The organism is Pseudomonas sp. 1L-E-NC-VB-C3 (genome assembly GCF_057291535.1).
In genome coordinates this window covers 392,780-410,777 of the sequence record NZ_JBXAWD010000002.1, presented here as the reverse complement: position 1 = coordinate 410,777, position 17,998 = coordinate 392,780, and the positions used below count along the sequence as shown (strand labels likewise).

General features: G+C 61.4%; 14 protein-coding genes and 1 pseudogene. 5 read left to right on the top strand and 10 right to left on the bottom strand.

The window, feature by feature from the left end; all coding sequences use genetic code 11:
• The first annotated feature begins 2 nt into the window (after positions 1–2).
• The 4 genes from AC0Z5Z_RS05195 to AC0Z5Z_RS05180 all read left to right on the top strand — a co-directional run bounded on the left by AC0Z5Z_RS05195 (position 3) and on the right by AC0Z5Z_RS05180 (position 4,029).
• A complete protein-coding gene (locus AC0Z5Z_RS05195; RefSeq protein ID WP_041480381.1) occupies positions 3–764 on the top strand; it encodes an SDR family NAD(P)-dependent oxidoreductase in 762 nt (253 codons plus the stop codon).
• A gap of 12 nt (positions 765–776) precedes the next feature.
• Entirely contained in the window at positions 777–1,970 is a 1,194-nt protein-coding gene (locus AC0Z5Z_RS05190; protein ID WP_056785976.1) for an acetyl-CoA C-acyltransferase, read from the top strand.
• Positions 1,971–2,112: 142 nt separating this feature from the next.
• A complete protein-coding gene (locus AC0Z5Z_RS05185) occupies positions 2,113–3,240 on the top strand; it encodes an acyl-CoA dehydrogenase (RefSeq protein WP_095180012.1) in 1,128 nt (375 codons plus the stop codon).
• Between the two features lie 15 nt (positions 3,241–3,255).
• The gene (locus tag AC0Z5Z_RS05180) at positions 3,256–4,029 is read left to right on the top strand and encodes an enoyl-CoA hydratase (protein ID WP_016774718.1); all 774 of its coding nucleotides are present in this window, start codon (positions 3,256–3,258) and stop codon (positions 4,027–4,029) included.
• 457 nt (positions 4,030–4,486) lie between these two features.
• On the opposite strand, the gene AC0Z5Z_RS05175 is transcribed toward AC0Z5Z_RS05180, so the two are convergent.
• From AC0Z5Z_RS05175 to AC0Z5Z_RS05155, 5 genes and pseudogenes are all read right to left on the bottom strand, one after another.
• Entirely contained in the window at positions 4,487–5,638 is a 1,152-nt protein-coding gene (locus AC0Z5Z_RS05175) for an acyl-CoA dehydrogenase family protein (RefSeq protein WP_041480377.1), read from the bottom strand.
• Between the two features lie 3 nt (positions 5,639–5,641).
• On the bottom strand, positions 5,642–6,748 hold the full coding sequence (locus tag AC0Z5Z_RS05170; protein WP_485610807.1) for an enoyl-CoA hydratase/isomerase family protein: 1,107 nt from the start codon (positions 6,746–6,748) through the stop codon (positions 5,642–5,644).
• 141 nt (positions 6,749–6,889) lie between these two features.
• Positions 6,890–7,576, bottom strand: coding sequence for an HPP family protein (locus tag AC0Z5Z_RS05165; RefSeq protein WP_252876293.1), 687 nt, complete (start codon positions 7,574–7,576; stop codon positions 6,890–6,892).
• 156 nt (positions 7,577–7,732) lie between these two features.
• Positions 7,733–8,655 (bottom strand): annotated as a pseudogene (locus AC0Z5Z_RS05160) (MFS transporter).
• Between the two features lie 244 nt (positions 8,656–8,899).
• Positions 8,900–10,279 (bottom strand): UDP-glucose 6-dehydrogenase, encoded by a 1,380-nt coding sequence (locus tag AC0Z5Z_RS05155; RefSeq protein WP_485610806.1) that lies wholly within the window; start codon positions 10,277–10,279, stop codon positions 8,900–8,902.
• Between the two features lie 241 nt (positions 10,280–10,520).
• Between AC0Z5Z_RS05155 and AC0Z5Z_RS05150 the strand changes: the two genes are divergently transcribed.
• Entirely contained in the window at positions 10,521–11,459 is a 939-nt protein-coding gene (locus AC0Z5Z_RS05150; RefSeq protein ID WP_305965242.1) for a site-specific integrase, read from the top strand.
• 6 nt (positions 11,460–11,465) lie between these two features.
• Here the strand turns inward: AC0Z5Z_RS05150 and AC0Z5Z_RS05145 are convergent, their stop codons facing one another.
• The 5 genes from AC0Z5Z_RS05145 to AC0Z5Z_RS05125 all read right to left on the bottom strand — a co-directional run bounded on the left by AC0Z5Z_RS05145 (position 11,466) and on the right by AC0Z5Z_RS05125 (position 17,919).
• Positions 11,466–12,014: a PqiC family protein gene (locus tag AC0Z5Z_RS05145; protein ID WP_095180019.1), complete on the bottom strand. Its 549-nt coding sequence runs from the start codon at positions 12,012–12,014 to the stop codon at positions 11,466–11,468.
• A gap of 17 nt (positions 12,015–12,031) precedes the next feature.
• The gene (locus AC0Z5Z_RS05140) at positions 12,032–13,687 is read right to left on the bottom strand and encodes a PqiB family protein (RefSeq protein WP_056786000.1); all 1,656 of its coding nucleotides are present in this window, start codon (positions 13,685–13,687) and stop codon (positions 12,032–12,034) included.
• A 222-nt stretch (positions 13,688–13,909) separates the two neighbouring features.
• A complete protein-coding gene (locus tag AC0Z5Z_RS05135; RefSeq protein ID WP_485610805.1) occupies positions 13,910–15,211 on the bottom strand; it encodes an NAD(P)/FAD-dependent oxidoreductase in 1,302 nt (433 codons plus the stop codon).
• On the bottom strand, positions 15,208–16,296 hold the full coding sequence (locus tag AC0Z5Z_RS05130; RefSeq protein ID WP_323167711.1) for a polyamine ABC transporter substrate-binding protein: 1,089 nt from the start codon (positions 16,294–16,296) through the stop codon (positions 15,208–15,210). The genes AC0Z5Z_RS05135 and AC0Z5Z_RS05130 overlap by 4 nt, the downstream gene beginning before the upstream one ends.
• 264 nt (positions 16,297–16,560) lie before the next feature.
• Positions 16,561–17,919 (bottom strand): glutamine synthetase family protein, encoded by a 1,359-nt coding sequence (locus AC0Z5Z_RS05125; RefSeq protein WP_041480368.1) that lies wholly within the window; start codon positions 17,917–17,919, stop codon positions 16,561–16,563.
• Between the last annotated feature and the right edge of the window lie 79 nt (positions 17,920–17,998).

Below are 17,998 nucleotides of genomic sequence, written 5' to 3'. Positions count from 1 at the left end.
TCATGCAGATCGAGAACAAGGTTTTTATCGTCACCGGCGGCGCGTCAGGCCTCGGTGCCGCCAGCGCTGAATTGCTGGTCAGTGCCGGCGCCAAAGTCATGCTGGTCGACATGAACGCCGAAGCCGTCGCCGCTCAGGCGCAGCGCCTGGGTGCGCAAAGCGTGGTTGCCGACATCAGCAATGAAGCCGCCGCCGAAGCCGCTGTGCAGGCGACCGTTGCCGCATTTGGCAGCCTCAACGGCCTGATCAACTGCGCCGGCATCGTTCGCGGCGAGAAAATTCTCGGCAAGAACGGCCCGCACGCACTCAGCAGCTTCGCGCAGGTGATCAACGTCAACCTGATCGGCAGTTTCAACATGCTGCGCCTGGCTGCGGCGGCGATCGCCGAGAGCGAAGCCAATGCTGACGGCGAGCGTGGAGTGATCATCAACACCGCCTCGGTCGCAGCGTTCGACGGCCAGATTGGCCAGGCCGCGTACTCGGCCTCGAAAGGTGCGATCGCCAGCCTGACTCTGCCGGCCGCCCGCGAGCTGGCGCGCTTCGGCATCCGCGTGATGACCATCGCACCGGGCATTTTCGAAACGCCGATGATGGCCGGCATGACCCCGGAAGTGCGCGATTCGCTGGCCGCGGGTGTGCCATTCCCGCCGCGTCTGGGCAAGCCTGCCGAATACGCCGCGCTCGTGCGCCACATCATCGAAAACAGCATGCTCAACGGCGAGGTGATCCGTCTCGACGGCGCCTTGCGCATGGCCGCCAAGTAAGGAGGATTAGTCATGACTATGTCCAATGATCCGATTGTTATCGTCAGCGCTGTCCGCACACCGATGGGCGGTTTTCAAGGTGAACTGAAAAGCCTCACCGCACCGCAACTCGGCGCGGCGGCGATCAAGGCTGCGGTCGAACGCGCCGGTGTCGCCAGCGACGCGGTTGATGAAGTGCTGTTTGGTTGCGTACTGCCCGCCGGCCTCGGTCAGGCGCCGGCACGTCAGGCCGCACTCGGCGCCGGGCTGGATAAATCGACGCGCTGCACCACGGTGAACAAGATGTGCGGCTCGGGCATGCAGACCACCATCATGGCTCACGACATGCTGCTTGCCGGCAGCGCCGACGTGGTGATCGCCGGCGGCATGGAAAGCATGTCCAACTCGCCGTACCTGCTCGATCGCGCCCGCGCCGGCTATCGCATGGGTCATGGCCGCGTGCTTGATTCGATGTTCCTCGACGGCCTCGAAGACGCCTACGACAAGGGCCGCCTGATGGGCACCTTCGCCGAGGATTGCGCCGAGGCCAACAGCTTCAGCCGCGAAGCGCAGGATGCTTTCGCAATTGCCTCGACTACCCGCGCGCAACAGGCGATCAAGGATGGCAGCTTCAAGGACGAAATCGTCCCGCTGACTGTGACTGTCGGTAAAGAGCAGGTGGTGATCAGCAACGATGAACAGCCGCCAAAAGCCAAACTCGACAAGGTTGCCTCGCTGAAACCGGCGTTCCGCGAGGGCGGCACGGTCACCGCAGCCAACTCCAGCTCGATTTCCGACGGCGCGGCGGCGCTCGTGCTGATGCGCCAGTCCCATGCGCAGCAACTGGGCCTCAAGCCGCTGGCGGTGATTCATGGGCATGCTGCGTTCGCTGATACCCCTGGGCTGTTTCCCACCGCACCGATTGGCGCGATCAAGAAACTGGTGAAGAAGACCGGTTGGGCGCTGGATCAGGTGGATCTGTTTGAAGTGAACGAAGCGTTTGCCGTGGTCGGCATGGCGGCGATGACGCACCTGGAGATTCCCCACGACAAGCTCAACGTGCATGGCGGCGCCTGCGCGCTGGGCCATCCGATCGGCGCCTCGGGAGCGAGGATTCTGGTGACGTTGCTCGCGGCGCTGCGGCAGAAACAGCTCAAGCGCGGCATTGCAGCGATCTGCATTGGCGGCGGCGAAGCCACGGCCATGGCTGTGGAATGCGTTTACTGAAGGCATCGCCGATCAACTGTGGGAGCGAGCCTGCTCGCGAAGACGTCGTTTCAGCCGGCACATGCGTGACTGATACACCGCTTTCGCGAGCAGGCTCGCTCCCACAGGGTTCAATGTCGTACTCAGATTTCAAGGACTCACCATGATCCCCAACGAAGACCAGACCCAGATCCGCGACATGGCCCGGCAGTTTGCCGAGGAGCGGCTCAAGCCGTTCGCCGCCGAGTGGGATCGCGAGCACCGTTTCCCCAAGGAAGCCATCGCCGAGATGGCCGAGCTGGGCTTCTTCGGCATGCTCGTGCCGGAGCAGTGGGGCGGCTGTGACACCGGCTACCTCGCGTACGCCATGGCTTTGGAAGAAATCGCCGCAGGCGACGGTGCCTGCTCGACGATCATGAGCGTGCACAACTCGGTCGGCTGCGTGCCGATTCTCAAATTCGGCAATGATGACCAGCGCGAGCGCTTCCTCAAACCATTGGCCAGCGGCGCGATGCTCGGCGCCTTCGCCCTCACCGAACCCCAGGCCGGTTCCGATGCCAGCAGCCTGAAAACCCGCGCGCGGCTGGACGGCGATCACTACGTGCTCAACGGCTGCAAACAGTTCATCACCTCCGGGCAGAACGCCGGCATCGTTATCGTGTTTGCCGTGACTGACCCGAGCGCCGGCAAGCGCGGGATCAGCGCGTTTATCGTGCCGACCGACTCGCCGGGCTACAAAGTCGCGCGGGTCGAAGACAAACTCGGCCAGCACGCGTCCGACACCTGCCAGATTCTTTTTGAAGATGTGAAAGTGCCGGTCGCCAACCGCCTTGGCGAGGAGGGCGAGGGCTACAAGATTGCCTTGGCCAACCTTGAAGGCGGCCGCGTCGGTATCGCCTCGCAAGCCGTCGGCATGGCCCGCGCCGCGTTCGAAGCCGCTCGTGATTACGCCCGCGAGCGTGACACCTTCGGCAAGCCGATCATCGAGCATCAGGCCGTGGCGTTCCGCCTGGCGGACATGGCCACGCAAATTGCCGTCGCCCGGCAAATGGTGCATTACGCCGCGGCCTTGCGTGACAGCGGCCAACCGGCGCTGGTCGAGGCGTCGATGGCCAAGCTCTTCGCCTCGGAAATGGCTGAAAAGGTCTGCTCCATGGCCTTGCAAACCCTCGGCGGTTACGGTTACCTCAACGACTTCCCGCTGGAACGCATCTACCGCGACGTGCGCGTCTGCCAGATCTACGAAGGCACCAGCGACATTCAGCGCATGGTCATTTCGCGCAATCTCTGACAAGGAATTTTATTCATGACTTACGAAACGATTCTGCTGGAAACCCGCGACCGCGTCGGCCTGATCACCCTCAACCGGCCACAGGCGCTGAACGCGCTGAACGCGCAACTGGTCAGCGAAGTGAACCACGCGCTCGATACGCTGGAAGCCGATGCGCACATTGGCTGCATCGTCCTCACCGGTTCGAAAAAAGCTTTCGCCGCTGGCGCCGACATCAAGGAAATGGCTGAGCTGACCTATCCGCAGATCTACATGGACGATCTGTTCAGCGACAGCGATCGCGTGGCCAACCGGCGCAAGCCGATTATCGCCGCGGTCAATGGTTTTGCCCTCGGCGGCGGTTGTGAACTGGCGCTGATGTGCGACTTCATCCTGGCGGGCGACAACGCCAGATTCGGCCAGCCGGAAATCAACCTCGGCGTGCTGCCGGGCATGGGCGGCACCCAGCGTCTGACCCGCGCCGTGGGCAAAGCCAAAGCCATGGAAATGTGCCTGAGCGGGCGCATGATCGACGCGGTCGAAGCCGAGCGCTGCGGCATCGTCGCGCGGATCGTGCCGAGCGATGAGCTGCTTGATGAGGCGCTGAAAGTCGCGGCGGTGATCGCCGGCAAGTCACTGCCGATTGCGATGATGATCAAGGAGAGCGTGAATCGGGCGTTCGAGGTCAACCTGAGCGAAGGCGTGCGTTTCGAGCGTCGGGTGTTTCATGCCGCGTTTGCGACGCAGGATCAGAAGGAAGGGATGGCGGCGTTTATTGCCAAGCGTGAGGCTGCATTCCAAGGCAAATAGTGTGTGAGCTTCACAAGCCCCTCACCCTAGCCCTCTCCCCAGGGAGAGGGGACTGACCGCGGGATATGGGCGAATTACGCCGACCTGAAAGGTTGCCGCTGAATCCGTAACCGACCCGGTCGGCTCCCTCTCCCTGGGGAGAGGGAACTGACCGCGTGATATGGGCGAATTACGCCGACCTGAAAGGTTGCCGCTGAATCCGTAACCGACTCGGTCGGCTCCCTCTCCCTGGGGAGAGGGGACTGACCGCGTGATATGGGCGAATTACGCCGACCTGAAAAGTTGCCGCTGAATCCGTAACCGACTCGGTCGGCTCCCTCTCCCTGGGGAGAGGGGACTGACCGCGTGATATGGGCGAATTACGCCGACCTGAAATGTTGCCGCTCAATCCGTAACCGACTCGGTCGGCTCCCTCTCCCTGGGGAGAGGGCTGGGGTGAGGGGAAGGGCCAACGCCATTACAGCTGATAGTTCTTCAAATCCCGCGCAATCACCATCCGCTGTATCTCGCTCGACCCTTCATAGATCTGGGTAATCCGCGCATCGCGGTAGTACTTCTCGACCGGGTAATCCTCCAGATAGCCATAGCCGCCATGAATCTGGATCGCCGACGAACACACCTTCTCGGCCATTTCCGATGCGAACAGCTTGGCCTGCGAAGCCTCGGACAAGCATGGTTTGCCCGCCGTCCTCAGCCGCGCTGCATGGAGGATCAGCAACCGTGCGGCGTTGATCTGCATGTGCATGTCAGCCAGCAGATTGGCGATGCTCTGGTGCTCGATGATCGGCTTGTCGAATTGCACCCGGTCTTTCGAGTAGGCCAGCGCCGCTTCAAACGCTGCCCGGGCAATGCCCAATGCCTGCGCGGCGATGCCGATGCGTCCGCCCTCAAGGTTGGACAGGGCAATCGCCAGGCCCTTGCCACGCTCGCCGAGCAGATTGGCCTCGGGGATGCTGCAGTTGTTCAGCGTCACCGCGCAAGTGTCGGAAGCACGGATGCCCATCTTGTGTTCGGTGCGATCGACGATGAAACCCGGCGTGTCGGTCGGCACCAGAAACGCTGACAGGCCTTTCTTGCCCAAGTCCGGATCGGTTACCGCGAAGACGATCGCCAGTTTCGCCCGCTTGCCATTGCTGACAAATTGCTTGGCACCGTTGATCACCCATTGGCCGTCGCGCAGTTCGGCGCGGGTGCGCAGGTTGTGCGCTTCGGAACCGGCCTGGGGTTCGGTCAGACAGAAGCAACCGATGGTCTGCCCACTGGCCAGATCGGCCAGCCAGGTCTGTTTCTGTTCGTCGCTGCCGTAGTTGAGCACCGGGCCGCAGCCGACCGAGTTGTGAATGCTCATGAACGCGCCGGTCGCGCCATCACCGGCAGAGATTTCCTCAACCGCCAGCGCGTAGGCAACGTAATCGACGTAAGTGCCACCCCATTCCTCAGGCACGACCATGCCGAGCAGGCCCAGCTCGCCCATCTTCGCCACCAGGGCGTCGTCGATCCAGCCAGCCTTTTCCCAGGCCTGGGCGTGGGGCGCGATTTCGCCACGGGCAAAATCCCGGGCCATGTCGCGGATCATCACTTGTTCTTCAGTCAGTTCGAGATCGTGCATGGCTCAGCTCCCGCTCTCATCAAAACCATGGAAGAAACTCGCCACCTGCGTAGCGTCCAGCTCGGCAACGGTCGGCGGGTTCCAGCGCGGTGACTTGTCCTTGTCGATCAGCAGGGCGCGCACGCCTTCTATCAGGTCGCCACGGGCAAACCACTGGCGGTCCAGATGCAGCTCCAGCGCAAAGCAATTCTCCAGACTCAGGTGCCTGCCGCGACGGAGCATTTCCAGGGTCACGGCCATGGCCAGCGGCGAGCGGGTTTCCAGCAGATCCGCCGTGGTGACCGCCCATTCGTGGCTGTCAGCGACAGTGACGGCGCGCAATTGCTCGATCATGCTCGGCACGTCGGGCAGGGCAAAGAAATGGTCGATGGCCGGGCGCAACACTTGGAGGGGTGCATCGGGCAGAGTTTGCACGGCGTGCTTGGCCAGCAGGTTCTGCAGCGACTTGAGCGGCGTGTCCTGCCACTCCATCTGGTCGAGCTTGTCGTCGAGCAGCGCCAGTTTGCTGCTGTCCAGGTACCAGTCGGCGAGGCCGCAGTACAGCGCATCGGCGGCGCGAATCTGCACGCCGCTGACGCCCAGATAAATCCCCAGCTCACCGGGGATGCGCGGCAGGAAGTAACTGCCGCCGACATCAGGGAAATAACCGATGGCCACTTCCGGCATCGCCAGACGGCTTTTCTCGGTGACCACGCGCAGATCGGCGCCTTGCACCAGGCCCATGCCGCCGCCGAGGACAAAACCGTCCATCAGGGCCAGCACCGGTTTGCGGTAGTGATGAATGGTCAGGTCGAGGGCGTATTCCTCGACGAAGAAATCTTCGTGCAGCGTGTCGCCGCTCTTGTAGCTGTCGTACAGCGAACGAATATCGCCGCCGGCGCAGAAGGCCTTTTCACCAGCGCCGCGCAATACCACGGCGTGAACATCGGCATCAGACGCCCAGGCATCGAGCTGCTGTTGCAGCAGACGCACCATCTCGAGGGTGATGGCATTGAGGCCCGCAGGGCGGTTGAGGGTCAGGTGGCCGATATGATTGCGCACCTCGGCCATCACGTCGTTTTGCATGGCATCCATGGACGGGGTCCGCCGGGATGAAGCCTGAGCTGTCATCAGTAACTCCCTGCTTTTATTGTCTTTATTCGAAAAGCCCGCGCGCGGGCGTTAGCGGATCGTAACAGTGCAAATTTGTCGTGTACAACGGGGATATGTGCAGGGGGAATCTGCGTTTTTACATGCCTCGAAATTGCGTGGCTATCGAAAGGTTTCGCTGATGCTTCGGCGCTTGGCATGCAGTTCGCTGGCGTGAATCAGGCGTTCGAGGTCTTCGGGGGTGACGTCGATGAAGGCTTCCATGTCGGCCAGCGCCAGTTTCAGGTCTTCGGCGGTAATTGCCTGGCGGTCGATCGGGACCACTGGCGGAGCCGGGTCAGCAGCGCGTTTCGGATAGCGGATGCGGGTCAGGTTGTTATAGGCCAGCGCACTAATGAGCATGCACAGGGCGCCGAGCATTACCGGCTCCATGGCTTTCCAGTCCATGGCGATGGTCGCAGGGTCGGCCAGCACCAGCGTCAACGCCAAGGCGCCGGCCGGTGGGTGCAGGCAACGCAGCCAGCACATCAGAATCACCGCCATGCCGGCAGCAAGGCAGGCGCTGCCCAGCGTACGGCCAAGAACATGGGCGACCAGCAAGGCGACCACGCCAGCACACAGGTAGCCGCCAAGAATCGACCATGGCTGGGCGAGGGCGCCCGAGGACACCGCGAACAGCAGCACCGCCGAAGCGCCGAGCGGGCCGACCAGGTGAAACGCAACGTCATGGCCGAACACCTGCGCGCACATCCACACGCTGAACAGCGTGCCCAGGGCCATGCCGATCGCGGCACGGCTCCATTCAGTAGGGCGGGTGTTGATGGCAGCGGGCAACCAGCGAGCGAGCATGTAGAACTGATCCTTTACAAAATCCGGGGCAAAAAAAAGGACTTGTCCGGCATATCCGGAAAGCCCTAGAAGCGTTCCAACATTGGGGGAGGAACGCGCGTAGTTTGCCGATCAAAATCGATGCTGACAAATTCATATAAATGCAGTTTTAGTGCACTATTTTTGCATTGAAGCGGTGCGCCGAGCGCTGACGAAGCACAGATAACCGCCCAGCGCCGCCAAGCCGCTCAAGGCGTAGAACATGCTTGGCGCAGGCGTGTGCATCAATAGAAAACCGCACATTACCGGGCTGGCAGCCCCGCCAAGCGCTGACAGGTTCTGCGCGCCGTAGTAGCTGCCGCGCAGTGCCTCCGGGGCGAGGGTGTCAACGAACAGGAAGTCGGCGGGGTAGATGATCATCTCGCCCAGGGTGAAGATGAACATCGCCACGCACCAGCCGAGCAGGCTGTCCGCCAGACTGAAACCGATCAACCCGACGATGAACAGCGCGGTGCCGCCGGCAATCCAGTGACGCAGGTGTTCGCGACTGAGCCAGCGACCCACCTGGTACTGCAGCAGGATCACCGTGATTGCGTTGCAGGCGAGCAGGGCGGCCATGGTGTCGAGCGTTTGTTGCTGGGTGTGGGTGACCAGCAGGTATTGCGACAGGTACAGCGTAAAGCGCCCGTGCACCAACGTGCTGAGCAGGCAGCCAAGGGTGAACAGCACCATGGTGCGGTCGTTTTTCAGGATCATCAGCGTGTTGAGGAAACTTTGCGGCGCACTGCCGGAACTTATCGGACTGGCATCCCTGGTCGCGCCGAGCAGCAGAAAAATACTGCCAATGGCGATCGCACCGGCAACGATGAACGGCGCGGACGGCTGCACCCCGGCAATCACCGCGCCAATCATAGGGCCGACGGCGTAAGCAGCGTGGCGCTGAACACGGCGATGCCGAGCAGCAAACCGACATCCTGCGGATTGAGGCCAAGCTTGTTGCTGAGGAACAGCGTCAGCAGAGGACTGATCAGGGCGCGGCTGATGACCACGGTCAGCGAGCTGAGCATCAACCGGCGAATGAACGGCGAATAGATGGCCAAGGGAGGGGGAATGTCCTTATTCGGATTGCCTAGGGCGAACGCCATCCTCTCTGGGCAGCCGCCACCGGTCAAGCTGATACACCAGCGTCTCTCGGAGCACATGATTTCCCTGTGGGAGCGAGCCTGCTCGCGAAGGCGGCGGATCAGTCACCTGCTATGTCGCTGACATACCGTATTCGCGAGCAGGCTCGCTCCCACAGGGTCTGTGTAGCTCACAATTTGCAATGACTCCCACAGGGCCAGTTCAAGCCACATCCGAAGCCGCGGGCCACTGCCGCAAGGTGATCGGCAACTTGCACGATTCACCGCGCCCCATCGGGAAATACTGAAAGCCATTGCGCGCCAGGCGCTCGGCGTCGTACAGGTTGCGGCCGTCAAAGATCACCGGGCTGTTGAGGCGCTGTTTGATCAGCTCGAAATCCGGGGCCTTGAACTGTTGCCATTCGGTGCAGATGATCAGCGCATCGGCGCCGCCCAGTACCGATTCCGGCGTCCCCATCAACATCAGCTTCGACTCATCTGGATAGAGCTTTTGCGTTTCGACCATGGCCTCCGGATCAAACGCGCGCACGCTGGCCCCGGCAGCCCATAAATCTTCTAGCAGAACCCGGCTCGGCGCGTCGCGCATGTCGTCGGTGTTGGGCTTGAACGCCAGGCCCCATAGGGCAAAGGTCCTGCCGCGCAAGTCACCACGGTAGAACGCGTTGATGCGTTCAAACAGCTTGTGCTTCTGGCGCTGGTTGATCGCCTCAACCGCTTGCAGCAGATCACTGGAGCAATGCGCCTGTTCGGCACTGTGAATCAAGGCGCGCATGTCTTTGGGAAAACACGAACCGCCGTAGCCGCAACCCGGATAGATGAAGTGATAGCCGATCCGCGTATCGGCACCGATACCCTGGCGCACTGATTCGATATCTGCGCCGAGGTGCTCGGCGAGTTCGGCGATCTGGTTGATGAAGCTGATCTTGGTCGCGAGCATGCAGTTGGCGGCGTATTTGGTCAGCTCGGCGCTGCGCAGGTCCATGAACAGGATGCGGTCATGGTTGCGGTTGAACGGCGCATACAGATCGCGCATCACATCGCGCACTTCAGCGCCTTCGCAACCGATGACGATGCGATCCGGTCGCCGGCAATCAGCAACCGCTGAACCTTCCTTGAGAAATTCCGGGTTGGAGACAATATCGAACTGCAGCAGGCGGCCAATCTTGATCAGGGCCTTTTCGATGTGGCTGCGCAAAGCGTCGCCCGTGCCCACCGGCACCGTGGACTTTTCCACCACGATCAATGGCTGCTGGCGATGCCGGGCAATCGCGTCGCCAACCGAGAGGACGTAGCGCAGATCCGCCGAACCATCCTCGCGTGACGGCGTGCCCACCGCGATGAACGCCACCCGCCCATGCAACACCGCAAACCGCTCATCGGTGGTGAATTGCAGGCGTTTCGAATCCAGGCCTTCACGCACCAGACTGGCCAGCCCCGGCTCGTAAATACTGACGTGCCCCTGGCCCAATTGCTCGATCTTCTGCGCGTCGACATCCATGCACACGACGTCGTGACCGACCTCGGCCAGCACCGCCGCCTGCACCAGACCGACATAACCACTGCCAAACACCGTGATCTTCATGCCGCACTCCTGCTCGCAGTTCCCTGCACTGAACATAAGAGCGCGATGTTTCAGTTCGCCTACTGCTGAAGAATCAGCAAACAGACCGTTCGGGGAATGCCCGATTGACTTTTACCGCCTCGAACGGCAGGTTGTGGGCCTTTCGCGGTAACCCTTGTCATCGAGTCATGCCGTTTTTTGCGTTTCATTTCATGCATTTATTGTTTTTGTTGAATCGTTTTTTATTTCAAGGCCGTTTCGTTTGAGTGATTTGTCGAGTACCCAACCTGCACCGTCCAACAACAATCCGCTGACCGTTTACCTGGCGCGACTGGCACCTTCCAGCCAGTTGACCATGCGTTATGTGCTGCAAGACGCCGCTGACCGCCTCGGTTTCGAGGACGTCGATATCGAAGAAATCCCCTGGCACGGCCTGCAACCGGAAGACGTGGTGGCGCTGGTCGCCGCTTTGCGTGCCGATGGTTATGCACCGAACACCTCGTCGCTGTACGTGAACGCCGTACGCGGGGTGATGAACGAAGCATGGCGCATGAGCCTGATCAGTCAGGATCACCTGCTGAAGATGCGGTCGGTCAAGGGCATAGCCGGCACGCGGCTGTCCCAGGGGCGCAACCTCAAGCGCACGCTGATTCATGAACTGATGGAGGTCTGCGCTGCCGACCCGCGCCCGCAGGGCCTGCGTGATGCGGCGGTGATTGCGCTGCTGTACGGCACCGGCATGCGCAAGTCGGAATCGGTGGATCTGGATCTGAGCCAGGTCGACTTTCACGAACGCAGCCTGACGGTGACCGGCAAGGGCAACAAACAGTTGATCAAGTACGCGCCGGCCTGGGCCTTTGCCAAGCTCGACGCCTGGCTGGAACTGCGTCGTTCACAGCTCAAGGAAGGCGAGAGCGACGATGCGTTTCTGTTCAACCGTATTCGCCGGGGCAGCCACATCACCCGCGAGCGCATCACCAAACACGCGATTTACTACATTGCCCGCCAGCGCGGTACGCAGGTCGGGGTGAAAATCATGCCCCATGACTTCCGTCGTTCATTCATCACCCGGGTGATCGAAGAGCACGACCTGTCGATCGCACAGAAACTGGCGCATCACAGCAATATCCAGACGACTGCCAACTACGATGTGCGCGATGACAACGAGCGGCGGCGGGCGGTGGATCGCTTCGATTTGTAAACGGTGTCAGGTCTGCGGCGGGCAGCGCGAGCCGCTGGCACCCTGCGCGATGTGCGCAGCGAGGCGTTTGATGTTGTTCTGTTGCGCGGTTACCAGTTCGTCGATGCTCGGCCCTGAAGGCGTCTGCAACACCGAGCGACAGCTCAGCAGGGCCGCGTCCGCCGCACCTAATGGGCGCACTCGCCATTTCACGTCGATCAAGGCGTACTGACCGGGAATCGAATCGAAGCGCTGCACGTCGATTCGCACGGAAGCGCGCTGCTGGCCGACGCCGCCGCTCAATTGATCGACCAGCGCACCGCGCAACTCATCGGCAAGGGTGGCGCTCCACCAATCGGTATCCAGGATGGCCACGCCGCTGTTGCCTTGGCGAATCACGATCTGCGCGCGATCGACCTGCGGCGGCACACTGATGCTTTCGATGGCGATGTCGGCGCCGTTGCGGCTGGCACCCGGTTGCGCCGGGGTCAGCGTATGGAAGCTGATCGGGTCGCTACGGCACGCGGCCAGCAGCACGAGCGCAGCGAGCAGGGAGATCTTCAACGGTAAAACCATGGATGCAGCTCCTGTGCTCAATTGCGTGGCGGTCCTTTGAGGTCCAGCGGCGCGGCGTTGTCGGGGCGTCCGCGAATCAGCGACTCAGGGTGGCGACCGAGGTAATCCGACAGCTCTCGCAACGAGCGCGACATGCGCCCGAGTTCGTCGAGGGTTTCGGTCAACTGCTCACGTTGCGGTGAATCCTCGGCCAGGGTCGAATTGGCGGACTGCAAGGTCTTGCTGACGTCGGCGAGGGTGCTCTGTACACCCGGCAGAGTCCTGGCGTTGAACTGCTTCAGGCCCTTGCGCAGCTCGACCAGATTGCCGTCGAGGTTGCTGGCGATGCGTTCAACCGGCAATGCGTTGATCTTGTTGACCATCGCCTCGAGTTTTTCCTGCAATTGCTCGAGGCTGCCAGGGACGGTCGGAATGGTCACCGGCCGTGCCGTAGGGTCAAAAGCGACTTTCGGCGCTTTGGGGTAGAAATCCAGGGAGATATACAACTGACCGGTGAGCAGGTTGCCGTTGCGGGCCTGGGCGCGAAGGCCGTTTTCGATGAACGTGCCGATCAGGCGCGCGCCGGTGGCCTCATCGTTTTCGTCGCCATGGTAAGCCTTGAGCATTTTCGTGTGAGCGCGGCCCAGACGCTGCGGATAGATGACGATGCCGACATTCACCGGGAAGGTGCGCTTGACCTCGTCGAAGTCGAGATTGACTGCCACCACCCGGCCGATTTCAACTCCGAGGAACTCCACCGGCGCGTCAACCTTGAGCCCGCGCAAGGCTTGATCGAAGCGCAGCGCCAGATATTGTGCCTTGCCGTTTGGCGGGGCGAGGGCGGTGGCCTGGTCGGCGAACAGTTCGAAACCCTTGTCTTCACTGGCTGGCGAATCGTTGGGACTGTAATCCGGAGCGCGGAAAGCGATGCCGCCCACCAGCAGGGTCGACAGCGACTCGGTTTTCACCGCAAAGCCGTTGGCACCGACATTGATGTCGATGCCGCTGGCGTTCCAGAAACGGGTGTTTTCGGTGACGTAGGCGTCATTTGGCGAATGCACGAAGACTTCGATGTTGACCCCTTTGCCGTCCTGGTCCAAGGCATAGGACACCACTTGGCCAACCGGGATCTTGCGGTAATAGACGGGGGAGCCGATGTCCAGCGAGCCGAGGTCGGCGGTGTGCAGGGTGAAGCGCTTGCCCGGTTCGCCGTAGGTGATCGGCGGCGGGTTCTCCAGACCCTTGAAGTTTTTTGAGCGGGTATTGGCCTGGCCAATGTCGGCACCGATGTAGTCGCCCGACAGCAATGTGTCGATGCCCGATACCCCGCCGGCGCCGATGCGCGGACGTACCACCCAGAATTGCGAGTCCTCGCGGGTGAAGGCTTCGGCCTGCTTGGCGAGTTTGATCGTGGCGTTGACGTGTTTATGGTCGTTGGCCAGTTCAACATCGGAGACATGGCCGATGACTACGTTGCGGTACCTGACTTCGGTCTTGTTGGCGGTCAGGCCATCGCCGGTCTTGAAGGTGACGGTGATCGTCGGGCCTTCCTGGAGGATGTTGTGAATCACCAGCGAAATGCCCACCAGCACCGCCACGATCGGCACGATCCATACCAGCGAGATACCGAATCGGCGGGTTTTGACCGGCGCCTGACCGGGTGCTCGCGGCTCGTCGCTGGCTGACGACTTCATCCATGTCCTCCTCAATTAATCGGGCACTGAGCGTCAGGAACGCAAAAGCACTTCATAAATATAGAAGTGCTTGGCGATAGAGCAAATGTGTATAGCTGGCGTGGGACGCGATTGCAGTCCAGGAGCTGCCGAAGGCTGAGATCTTTTGATCGAGTTTGGGACGCGGAGCGTCCCGGGCTGCATTCCCACGCAGAGCGTGGGAACGATCAGTGTAAGCGCCTGTTAACCGAGCATTTCGCGCAGGCGATACCAGAACATGCCCAGCGCCAACAACGGCGAACGCAACGCCGGGCCGCCGGGGAGGGTCATGTGCGGCACGCTGCTGAACACGTCCATGCCCTGGCTATGCCCGGCGTGAATGGCTTCGCCCAGCAATTTCGCGCACCAATGGGTGACGTTGAGGCCATGGCCGGAATAGCCCTGCGCGTAAAACACGTTCGGGTGCTGTTTGAGCCGGCCAACCTGGGGGAAACGATTGGCGGTAATACCGATCTTCCCGCCCCATTGGTAGTCGATGCGCACGTCGGCCAGTTGCGGGAACACCTTGAGCATTTTCGGTCGCATGTAGGCGGCGATATCCGCCGGATCGCGCCCGGAGTAATGACAAGCACCGCCGAACAGCAGACGTCGATCCGCCGAGAGACGGTAATAATCGAGCCCGACTTTCTGATCGCACAGCGCCAGGTTCTGTGGAATCAACTGCGCGGCACGGCTTTCGTCCAGCGGCTCGGTGGCGATGATGTAACTGCCGGCGGGCAGCACTTTGCCGCTGAGTTTCGGCTCGAGGTCATCCAGATGCGCGTTGCAGCCAAGCACCAGGCTGCCGGCGCGTACTGAACCGGTGGCGCAGCGCACCTCGACGGTCGGGCCATGGAGGATTTCCAGGACCGGACTCTGCTCGAAGATCCGCACGCCCAGCGACGCGGCGAGACGCGCTTCGCCCTGAACCAGATCAAGCGGATGCAAATGGCCCGAACCCATGTCGATCAATCCGCCGGCGTACACACCGGCGTCGACCACTTGCTGCCGGATCTGCTCCGGCCCGACCAGCCTCGTTGCGTGGGCATAGTCGAGTTCGGCAAGGCTGTCCTGCTCTTGCTGGAACGCGGCAAATTGCGCGGCGGTGTTGGCCAGTTCGCAAAAGCCCCAGCGCAGATCACAGTCGATGGCGTTGTCAGTGATGCGCTGGCGCACCAGCTCCACCGAATCGATGCCGGCGCGCTGTAAATAGCGCACGCCGTCCTGGCCAACGTAACGGGCGAAACCCTCGACTTCATGGCCGATGCCGCGAATCAGCTGCCCGCCATTGCGCCCGCTGGCGCCCCAGCCGATACGTCGCGACTCGAGCAACACCACCGACAAACCGCGCTGGGCCAGCTCAATCGCCGTGTTGACGCCCGTGAAGCCGCCGCCGATCACGCAGACATCGGCAATCAAATCTCCGTCGAGCGCAGCGTAGGCCGTGCTCGCCCGCGCAGAAGCGGCGTACCAGGAGCGGGCGTGCTGTGAATTGTGCTGATTCATTTGTTCGACTTCACTTTGCTCCACGACCGGGTCATCAGACGCATGATCGCCTGGGGCGGGGTCGAGGAAATGTAGAGTTTGTCGAGCACCGACTGCGGCGGATAAACCTCAGGGTTGTTGACCAGTTCCTCATCCATGAACGGCTTGGCCGCCGGGTTCGGGTTGGCGTAGCCGACGGTGGCGCTGACCTTGGCGATCACCTGCGGATCAAGCAGGTAATTGATGAAGGCATGGGCCTCTTTGGCGTTGCTCGCGTCGGCCGGAATCGCCAGCAGATCAAACCACAGGTTGGCGCCTTCCTTGGGGATGGCGTAAGCGATATTCACACCGTTCTTGGCTTCCTTGGCGCGGTTGGCCGCCTGGAACACATCGCCGGAGTAACCGAACGCGACGCAGATGTCGCCATTGGCCAGGTCCGACACGTACTTGGAAGAATGGAAATAGGTGATGTACGGGCGGATGCTCAGGAGCTTGGCTTCAGCCTTTTTGTAGTCTTCAGGGTTTTCACTGCGCGGGTCCATGCCCATGTAGTTGAGGATGGCGGGGAAGACTTCGTCGGCGGAATCCATCATCGACACACCGCACTGGCTCAGCTTCTTCAGATTCTCCGGTTCAAACAACACGGCCCAGGAATCGATGTGGTCGATGCCGAGCACTTGCTTGACCTTGTCGACGTTGTAACCGATGCCGTTGGTGCCCCACAGGTAAGGCACCGAGTGCGCATTGCCGGGATCATTTTTCTCTAGCAATTCAAGCAATTTCGGGTCCAAATTCTTCCAGTTTGGTAACTGTGAACGGTCGAGCTTCATAAACGCGCCGGCCTTTACCTGACGGGCGAGGAAGTGGTTGGACGGCACCACCACGTCGTATCCGGTGCGGCCGGCGAGGAGTTTGCCTTCAAGGGTTTCGTTGGAGTCGAAGACGTCGTAGATCACCTTGATCCCGGTCTTGCTCTGGAAGTCTGCAAGGGTGGTTTCGCCGATGTAGTCGGTCCAGTTGTAGACGCTGACCTGGGGCTCGGCGTGGGCTGCTGCACTGAACAGCACGCTCAGCGCGACCGGGAGTACGGATTTCAATAGACGCATATCGACACCTCTTCTTGTAATGATCGTTCCCACGCTGTGCGTGGGAATGCCGCAACGGACGCTCCGCGTTCGGCTTTGGATGGGACGCAGAGCGTCCCGGGATGCATTCCCACGCGGGAGCGTGGGAACGATCAAATTCTCAGGCGCTACACAATCCCATGTGGGAGCGAGCCTGCTCGCGAAAGCGGTGTTTCAGTCGACATCTATGGTGAGTGTGCCGACGTCTTCGCGAGCAGGCTCGCTCCCACAGGGACGGCTGCGCCGTCAGACGCTCAGCAGCAGGAACTCTCGCTCCCAGGAGCTGATCACGCGCTTGAAGTTTTCATGCTCGGCGCGTTTGACCGCGACGTAACCGCGGACGAATTTGCTGCCCAGGTACTCGGCAACTTTCGGGCAGTCTTCCATCTGCGTCAGGGCTTCTTCGATGGTGATGGGCAGGCGCAGATTGCGCCGTTCGTAGGCCCGGCCTTCGACCGCCGCGCTCGGCTCGATCTTCTCGACCATGCCGATGTAGCCGCACAGCAGGCTCGCGGCAATCGCCAGATAGGGGTTGGCGTCGGCGCCGGGCAAGCGGTTTTCCACGCGCATCGATTCCGGCCCCGATGTCGGCACCCGCAGGCCCACCGTACGGTTCTCTTCACCCCATTCGACGTTGACCGGCGCCGAGGTGTCCGGCAGGAAGCGGCGGAACGAATTGACGTTCGGCGCGAACATCGGCAGCACTTTCGGGATGTACTTCTGCAGGCCACCGATGTGATGACGGAACAGCTCGCTCATGTTGCCCTCGGCATCGGCAAAGATCGGCTGACCCGTCGCGATCTCGACCACACTCTGGTGCAAGTGCATGGCGCTGCCGGGCTCGTCGCCGATCGGCTTGGCCATGAACGTCGCGGTGACGTTGTGCTTGAGCGCCGCCTCGCGCAGGGTGCGCTTGAACACGGTGATCTGGTCAGCCAGATCCAGCGCATCGCCGTGGCGGAAGTTGATTTCCATCTGCGCCGGGCCGTCTTCGTGGATCAGCGTGTCGAGGTCCAGACCTTGCAGTTCGCACCAGTCGTAGACGTCTTCGAACAGCGGATCGAATTCGTTGGCGGCATCGATCGAGAATGACTGCCGACCGCTTTCCGCACGACCCGAACGACCCAGTGGTGCCTTGAGCGGCAGGTCCGGGTCTTCACACCGTTGGGTCAGGTAGAACTCCATTTCCGGCGCGACAATCGGCTTCCAGCCCTTGTCGGTGTAGAGCTGCAGGACTTTCTTCAGCACGTTGCGCGGCGACAGTTCGATCGGGTTGCCGAATTTGTCGAAGGTGTCGTGGATGACGATGGCAGTCGGCTCGATTGCCCAAGGAATGACGTAGACGGCGTCGGAAACCGGCTTGCAGACCATGTCGATGTCAGCCGGGTCGAGCAGGTCGTAGTAGATGTCGTCGTCGACAAAATCCCCGGTTACCGTTTGCAGCAGCACGCTCTCCGGCAGGCGCATGCCGCGCTCATGCAGGAACTTGTTGGTCGGTGCAATCTTGCCGCGGGCGATGCCGGTCAGGTCGCTGACCACGCATTCGACTTCGGTAATCTTGTGATCTTTCAGCCAGGTGAACAGCTGATCGAAAGGGGCGTTCATAAAGACCTCGTTATTGGTTTTGTAGACGCCGGGGAGGGCGGGTTTCATCTTCCGCCCCTTCCCCTGTGGCGCGTTGGGG